Origin of the sequence: Desulfovibrio sp., assembly GCF_035644575.1 — a bacterium.
Classification (GTDB): Bacteria; Desulfobacterota; Desulfovibrionia; order Desulfovibrionales; family Desulfovibrionaceae; genus Desulfovibrio.
In genome coordinates, this window is record NZ_DASQOG010000083.1 from 1 (window position 1) to 5,877 (window position 5,877).

At 59.8% G+C, this 5,877-nt stretch carries 6 protein-coding genes; 3 read left to right on the top strand and 3 right to left on the bottom strand.

Translation table 11 applies throughout. The annotated features are described in order from the left end of the window. Positions 1-244: 244 nt before the first annotated feature. Positions 245-1,612, bottom strand: coding sequence for a methylenetetrahydrofolate--tRNA-(uracil(54)-C(5))-methyltransferase (FADH(2)-oxidizing) TrmFO (gene trmFO / locus VEZ52_RS04475; protein WP_324835721.1), 1,368 nt, complete (start codon positions 1,610-1,612; stop codon positions 245-247). A gap of 179 nt (positions 1,613-1,791) precedes the next feature. Continuing rightward, positions 1,792-2,058, bottom strand: coding sequence for a CD3324 family protein (locus VEZ52_RS04480; protein ID WP_324835722.1), 267 nt, complete (start codon positions 2,056-2,058; stop codon positions 1,792-1,794). A gap of 296 nt (positions 2,059-2,354) precedes the next feature. On the opposite strand from VEZ52_RS04480, the gene dut reads away from it, so the two are divergent. The 3 genes from dut (at position 2,355) to VEZ52_RS04495 (ending at position 4,451) form a co-directional block, all read left to right on the top strand. After that, positions 2,355-2,825: a dUTP diphosphatase gene (gene dut, locus VEZ52_RS04485; protein ID WP_300551385.1), complete on the top strand. Its 471-nt coding sequence runs from the start codon at positions 2,355-2,357 to the stop codon at positions 2,823-2,825. Between the two features lie 74 nt (positions 2,826-2,899). Then, positions 2,900-4,099, top strand: a complete 1,200-nt coding sequence (locus VEZ52_RS04490) for an aspartate aminotransferase family protein (protein ID WP_324835723.1) — start codon at positions 2,900-2,902, stop codon at positions 4,097-4,099. Positions 4,100-4,229: 130 nt separating this feature from the next. Beyond that, positions 4,230-4,451: a TraR/DksA family transcriptional regulator gene (locus tag VEZ52_RS04495; protein ID WP_022657782.1), complete on the top strand. Its 222-nt coding sequence runs from the start codon at positions 4,230-4,232 to the stop codon at positions 4,449-4,451. Positions 4,452-4,850: 399 nt separating this feature from the next. Here VEZ52_RS04495 and VEZ52_RS04500 read toward each other — a convergent pair whose 3' ends face one another. Then, a complete protein-coding gene (locus VEZ52_RS04500) occupies positions 4,851-5,855 on the bottom strand; it encodes an inorganic phosphate transporter (RefSeq protein ID WP_324835724.1) in 1,005 nt (334 codons plus the stop codon). Positions 5,856-5,877 lie beyond the last annotated feature (22 nt).

Below are 5,877 nucleotides of genomic sequence, written 5' to 3' on the forward strand. Positions count from 1 at the left end.
TTGAACTGTTGACCCCTTCCGTGTCAAGGAAGTGCTCTAGCCACCTGAGCTACGCTCCTACATGAGGCAAGCGGTTATATAGCTACTCCCCATGCCGCCGTCAACACTTTTTTGACACATTGCCGCAATTTATCTCTGAAAGCTTGATAGATGCGCCATGTGTCTGCGTGTGGGCAGCAGGAGAAACCATTCCAACCACGTGCATCAAATAGCATGACAAAAAACGCGAGCCTCTGCAAGCACCTTAAATAATTTCTGCCTCACGCTGCGCCGCGAGCCACTCGCCGAAGGTTTCCTGCGCGCGGGCGGAATACAAGGCCTTGCGATCTTTTTTACGCGCCCTTTCGCCCAGTTCCGGCACAAGGCCGAAGTGGGCGTTGGAAGGCTGAAAATGCTTTACCGGGGTGCGCAAATGATTGAGCAGCCCGCCAAGGGCGCTCTCCACCGGCGGATGCGGCAGCTCAAGACCACGTGCGCGGGCATTGAGCAGCAGAGCGAGCCACAGGCCGCTGGCGGCTGATTCCACATAGCCCTCCACCCCTGTGATCTGCCCTGCCAGATACACGCCGGGGCGCGCCCGCAGCGACAAATCCGGGGCCAGAACGTCTGGCGCGTTCACATAGGTGTTGCGGTGCATGCTGCCAAAGCGCGCAAATTCCGCGTTTTCCATACCCGGCACCAGCCGGAACACGCGGGCCTGCTCGCCCTGGGTCAGCTTGGTCTGGCAGCCCACAAGGTTACAGGTTTCGCTGTTGGCCTTTTCTGCCCGTAGTTGCAGAATGGCCCAGGGCCTGCGCCCTGTGCGCGGGTCCACAAACCCCACGGGTTTGAGTGGGCCGAAGGTCAGGGTGCGCGGGCCGCGCTCGGCCAGTGCCTCTATGGGCATGCAGCCTTCAAAATGTTTTTCCTGCTCAAACTCGTGTGCGGAGACTTTTTGCGCTTCCAGCAGGGCCGCATAAAAAATATCGTATTCGTCACGGCTCATGGGGCAGTTGAGATAGTCGCCCTCGCCGTCGGCCTCGCCGTTTTCCTGCCCATAGCGGGAGGCGCGGAACACCACGTCCATATTAAGGGAGTGCGTCCACACAATGGGCGCGATGGCGTCATAAAAATAGCAGTGTTTCGCGCCCACAGCTTCGGCCAGCGAGGCGGAAAGTCCCTCCGAGGCCATTGGCCCGGCAGCCAGAACCACTGCCCTGCCCTCGCCCGTGAAGGGTGCGAGCACCGGGTCGTCCAGCGATGCCACCTGATGTTCCACAAGCGTAATATTGGCCTGCGCCGCCACGCGTTCGGTCATGGCGCGGGCAAAGGCATCGCGGTCAACGGCCAGCGCTTTGCCAGCGGGTACGCGGTGGGCGTCGGCCAATTCCATAAAATCACTGCCAAGGGCGCGCATTTCGGCCTTGAGCAGGCCCACGCCGGATGTGAGTTCATCTGACCGCAGGGAGTTGGAGCACACAAGCTCGGCCAGATGCTCGCTGATATGGGCAGCCGACCTGTGGCCCGGCTTTTGTTCAAACAGGGTAACGGAGTGACCAGCGCGGGCCAGATGCAGGGCGCATTCGCACCCGGCAAGGCCGCCGCCCACTACGGCTATGGACATAATCTGCATATATTCTCCTTGCCGCGCAGCTTGAAAGAAATCCCGCCTGATGGCAAGCCCGCCCGCTTCTTACCCAACAAAAAGCGCCCCGACACGTCAGGGCGCTGAAGGCAAACAAATATATTCCTGCGATCATGGCCACAACAGCTGGAACAATCCCGGCCAGCCGTCGCAAGCCTCAGTCAGCTTCAATTCAAGGCCGCAAGAATCTTGTAAACCGCTTTTTCGGAAAGAAAATACCGTTCCGCCAATTGCGCAACAGACCAGCCCGCCTTGCGCCGGGCAGCCATTTCGTTGTTTCTGGCAGCACGGAAGGCACGGTTGGGGGCGGTTTCTCCCCAGTGTTTTCTGTTTTCTTCCTTGCGGGGAATGTACAGGTATTCCCCGTCAACATATTCCTGTATGGCCCGCAACAAATGTTGCGGCAGAACTTTAGTCGCTTTTTTATAGCCCATGATGCTTCCTCCCGATGAAATGTCAGGACGGAGCAAGGGCTATTGCCTAAACAATCAAGCTGTTATGCAATAGCCCCTGCTATGCATAACGGGCAGAATCCTGGTAAGTGTACATCCAATAATCCTGTTGAGTGTTGATAATGCTTTTTCTGTATACACAGCAAAATGCCAAGTCAACAGGGGTACGCCTCTGTCCGGCTCTTGCCCCCAACGAAAAGCTGCGCTAGTAACAACCGATGCACGACGACCACGCACAGCAGCACGCCGCCGAAAAGGCAAACGACCTCCACGAGGGCATGGCCCCCGTGGACATTGCGTTTGTGCGCCCCGGCGCGCGTGAGCTCTACGCCCAGGGGCAGGATGATTTTCTTGCTCCCGCCACCAGCCAGTCGGCAGGTATGGATCTGCGCGCCTGCCTTGATACGCCCGAAGCTTTTATTCCCGCCGGGGGCAGGCTCAAGGTAAGCACGGGCATCAGCGTACAGCCCCGCGCGGCTGGCATTGCCGGTTTTGTTTATTCGCGCAGCGGCCTTGGCGCGCGCGACGGCATAACCGTCGCTCAGGGCGTCGGCATCATCGACCCGGACTATACTGGGGAAATTCTGGTGTTCCTTCTGAACACCTCCGGCCAGGAGCGCCGCATCCAGAACGGCGAGCGCGTGGCCCAGCTCATCTTTCAGCCCTTTGTGCGACCGCGATGGCGTGAAGTTACGGAACTGTCTGCCACAGAGCGCGGTTCCGGCGGTTTCGGTCACACCGGGCGCTGATACTCTGCGCTGGCAACCGCCAGCGACTTTCATCCATTCCACCATTCATACGTTCACCGAGAAGGAGTTTGTCCATGTCACAAGCCTTTGCCGCCGTGAAAGCCGGGGAAGAGAGCCTGCTCTGCCGTTCCTACAGCCGTTACCCGCTGGCTATCGTGCGAGGCAAGGGCGCGCGACTCTGGGATGTGGACGGCAAGGAATACGTCGACCTGCTGGCGGGCATTGCCGTAACGGCCCTTGGCCACTGCAATGACGAAATCTGCGCCGCCCTTGAGGCCCAGTCGCACAAACTCTGGCACGTGAGCAACCTGTTTTACCAGGAAGAACAGCTTGAACTGGCGCGGCTGCTGCTTTCAACAAGCCATCACAGCAAGGCCTTTTTCTGCAACTCCGGTGCGGAAGCCAACGAGGCCTGCATAAAGCTGGCGCGCCGCTACATGCGCAGCGTGAAAAAGCGTGATGCCTACGAAATCATCACCCTTGATGGCTGCTTTCATGGCCGCACGCTCGGATCGCTGGCAGCCACGGGGCGCGAGAGCCTGAGCAATGGTTTTACCCCCCTGCCCGAGGGCTTCAAGCAGGTTCCGGCCAACGACCTTGCAGCGATGGAAGCCGCCATCACCCCGGCTACCGCCGCAGTGCTGGTTGAAGTGGTGCAGGGCGAAGGCGGCATTGTGCCCCTGCCCGCAGACTACCTGCACGGTGTTGAGGCCCTGTGCCGCAAGCACGACATCCTCTTTATGTGCGATGAAGTGCAGGCGGGCCTGTGCCGTACCGGCAAGTTCTGGGCCTTCCAGACCTGCGGCCTCACGCCCGACATCATCAGCATGGCCAAATCGCTCGCCAACGGCCTGCCCATGGGCGCCATGCTGGCTACTGACGAAGTCGCGCAGGGCTTTGAGGCGGGCAGCCACGCCACCACCTTTGGCGGCGGAGCGCTGGTTTCCGCCGTGGCGGCCAAGACGGTTGAAATCATGCTGCGCGACAAACTGGCGGACCGCGCCAGCACGTTGGGCGAGCACATGAAGGCCCAGCTGGCCGCGCTGCAACAGCGCGTGCCCGGCAAAATCCGCGAAGTGCGCGGTATTGGCCTCATGCTGGGCATTGAGCTGACCGTTTCCGGCAAGGATGTGTGGGAAGAACTGCTGCGCCGGGGCTTCATCTGCAACCTGAGCCACGGCGTCACCCTGCGCCTCCTGCCGCCCCTGAACATTGATCAGGCGGATCTGGACAGCTTTGTGACCACGCTTGAGGACATTTTGAAGGTTTTTTAAAAAAATCGCCCTGTCCGGGTCTTTACAGAAGCACGATTGTACACTAATTAGTGCTTCCTGAAAATATTCTGCAAAAATTACGGCAACCCCGCTCTGCGGGGTTGCCGCTTGCTTTACACAAGGAGTACTCATGGACGTTTTTGATCAGGCTACCGAGCTGGAGCGCCTTGACCGCGAATCAGCCCTCTTGCGGGCCCGCGCCGCTGTGGATCGCGGCGGCCCGGAATGGATCAACGGCGTAGCCTGCTGCCGTGAATGCGGCGACCCCATCCCCGCCAAGCGCCTTGAAGCCCTGCCCGGCGTTGGCCTGTGCCGCGCCTGCCAGGAAGAACGCGAAGGCAGCCGCGACTAATCCGCACGGGGTTGCCCTTGCGGCCCAGCCGCTGGCGCACCTGGCAAAACCTGCGGCCCCCCGGCGATATCTGCATGTGCAGCGCGCCCGCACACTAGCGAGCGCGCACTGATTGCGCTCGGCTTTTGATCCTGCCAACGTGACGGCACCCTTTTGCGCTCATTCTCCCCTTCTGCAAGCCCTTCCATCTCCGCAATCATTACAGCATACCTCTGGATATTCTTGTTCTGACCAGAACCTGATGCTCACTGACTGTATCAGGCAGACAAATGGATGCGGCACTCTACGCATACCCCCTGAAACAAAACACCCTGTCCCGGCAGATCGCGGGGACAGGGGGTTTTAATGGTCTCTCTCGCATGGCGGGCGCAGGGCCAACGCATTGCGTGCAACGTCCGGTCAGTTCCAGATAAAATGCAGCAGCCAGTAAGAAACAAAACCCACGCCTGCCGCAGCGGGCAAGGTGAGCACCCATGCGGTCACCAGATTTGCGGCCACATTCCAGCGCACGGCTGAAAGCCTTTTGGAAGACCCCACGCCAAAAATGCAGGCGGATATGGTGTGCGTGGTGCTGACCGGGGCGCCCATGAGGGATGCGCCGGTGATGACCAGGGCGGCGGAGCTTTCCGCAGCAAAGCCGTGCACAGGCTCCAGCTTGAAAATACGGTGCCCCATGGTTTTAACAATCTTCCAGCCACCCACGGCGGTGCCAAGAGCCATGGCCCCTGCGCAGGAAAGTTTGACCCACAGGGGCACTTCCACGGTGTCGATCTTGCCAAAAATCATCAGGGCCAGGGTGACGATACCCATGGTCTTCTGCGCATCGTTGAGGCCGTGGCTGGTGGCCATAAATGCGGCGGAGAGCAGCTGCAAACGCCGGAACGAGGCATTGACCTTGCGCCGGTGTATATGCCCGCAGATCCAATAGATGATCCACATGCAACAAAAACCCACCGCGTAGCCAGCCAGAGGCGAGGCCACAAGAGGCACCAGCACCTTGTCCCAGATGCCCTTGCCGTTCAGCGCGCTAAAGCCTGCATCGGCCACGGCGGCGCCGATAAGCCCGCCAATCAGGGCATGGGAAGACGATGACGGAATGCCGAAATACCAGGTTATGCAGTTCCAGGTGATGGCCCCCACGAGGGCTGCCAGCACAAGTACGTGGCTCCCCTCCACCACGTGCGGCAAAACAATGCCGCTGCCCAGTGTCTTTGCCACTTCAGTACCAAGCAGCGCCCCGCCCAGATTAAGCAAGGCCGCAGCACCCACCGCAAAACGCGGCGTAACCACCTTGGTGGAAACCACGGTGGCAATGGCGTTGGCGCAGTCGTGCGCGCCATTGGTGAAGTCGAACACCAGGGCCACCAGCACAATGAGCGCCAGCAGCACGGGGATATCAAACATTTTTCAGCACCGCTTCTTCAAT